Raw genomic sequence first — 1,511 nt, forward strand, 5'->3', positions numbered from 1 at the left:
CTGATGCCGCAGCTTCGGTGCTATATTTCAGCCCCGTTACATCTTCCGCGCAGGCCGACTCGACTAGTGAGCTATTACGCTTTCTTTAAATGATGGCTGCTTCTAAGCCAACATCCTAGCTGTCTAAGCCTTCCCACTTCGTTTCCCACTTAATATAGACTTGGGGACCTTAGCTGGCGGTCTGGGTTGTTTCCCTCTCCACGACGGACGTTAGCACCCGCCGTGTGTCTCCTGAGTATCACTCTTTGGTATTCGTAGTTTGCATCGGGTTGGTAAGCCGGGATGGCCCCCTAGCCGAAACAGTGCTCTACCCCCAAAGGTGTCACCTCAAGGCTCTACCTAAATAGATTTCGGGGAGAACCAGCTATCTCCCGGTTTGATTGGCCTTTCACCCCCAGCCACAAGTCATCCGCTAATTTTTCAACATTAGTCGGTTCGGTCCTCCAGTTAGTGTTACCCAACCTTCAACCTGCCCATGGCTAGATCACCGGGTTTCGGGTCTATACCTTGCAACTCTTCGCCCAGTTAAGACTCGGTTTCCCTTCGGCTCCCCTATTCAGTTAACCTCGCTACAAAATATAAGTCGCTGACCCATTATACAAAAGGTACGCAGTCACCCCATCACTTAATCCCACTGCTTCTTTTGGGTGGTTTGACTCGCTTCGCTCCTCTTACCATTGTTTAAGTGCGGTTGCTTTTCATCACCTTCCAATCGGATTAAGTGATGGGGCTCCCACTGCTTGTACGTACAAGGTTTCAGGTTCTATTTCACTCCCCTCACCGGGGTTCTTTTCGCCTTTCCTTCACAGTACTGGTTCACTATCGGTCAATCAGGAGTATTTAGCCTTGGAGGATGGGCCCCCCTTCTTCAAACAGGATATCACGTGTCCCGCCCTACTTCTCGTTAGCTTAGTACCACAATATGGTTTTTAGATACGGGATTATCACCCTCTTTGATTGTGTTTCCCAACACATTCTCCTCACTATACTGCTATCACTTACTGGCTCTTTCGCTTTCGCTCGCCGCTACTGACGAAATCTCGGTTGATTTCTTTTCCTCGGGGTACTTAGATGTTTCAGTTCTCCCGGTTTGCCTCAACAAGCTATGAATTCACTTGTTGATAGTAGATTCTTCATCTACTGGGTTTCCCCATTCGGATATCTTGGATTAAACGCCTCTTATCGACTCATCCAAGCTTTTCGCAGATTAGCACGTCCTTCTTCGCCTCTGATTGCCAAGGCATCCACCTTGTACGCTTAGTCACTTAACTATACAACCTCAAATGTTTTCAATCACTTTACGTTTTCACTTCAAAGTGCGGTCAATTTGATGCGTATTTTTATTCAACTAAACACTTGATTGCTTTTGTTCAATCAAGATTTTATGCAAAACAGGTTTTGTTTTTAGAGTTTCCTTTTCCGTTCCCTCTTTTCACTTTTCTGTTTTGCCTACTCAGACTTTCTCTCGAAAATCTCTTGTTTTCAGCTTGTTTCCAATTTTTTAAAGAACA

Annotated in this window: 1 rRNA gene; it reads right to left on the minus strand. The window is 45.9% G+C overall.

Going from position 1 to position 1,511, the window contains the following annotated elements:
• A 23S ribosomal RNA gene (locus tag DV356_RS09755) occupies nucleotides 1-1,271 on the minus strand; the annotation flags it as partial.
• Nucleotides 1,272-1,511: the final 240 nt, after the last annotated feature.

The sequence above is a fragment of the Haemophilus influenzae genome (genome assembly GCF_003494325.1).
GTDB classification, from domain to species: Bacteria; Pseudomonadota; Gammaproteobacteria; order Enterobacterales; family Pasteurellaceae; genus Haemophilus; species Haemophilus influenzae_I.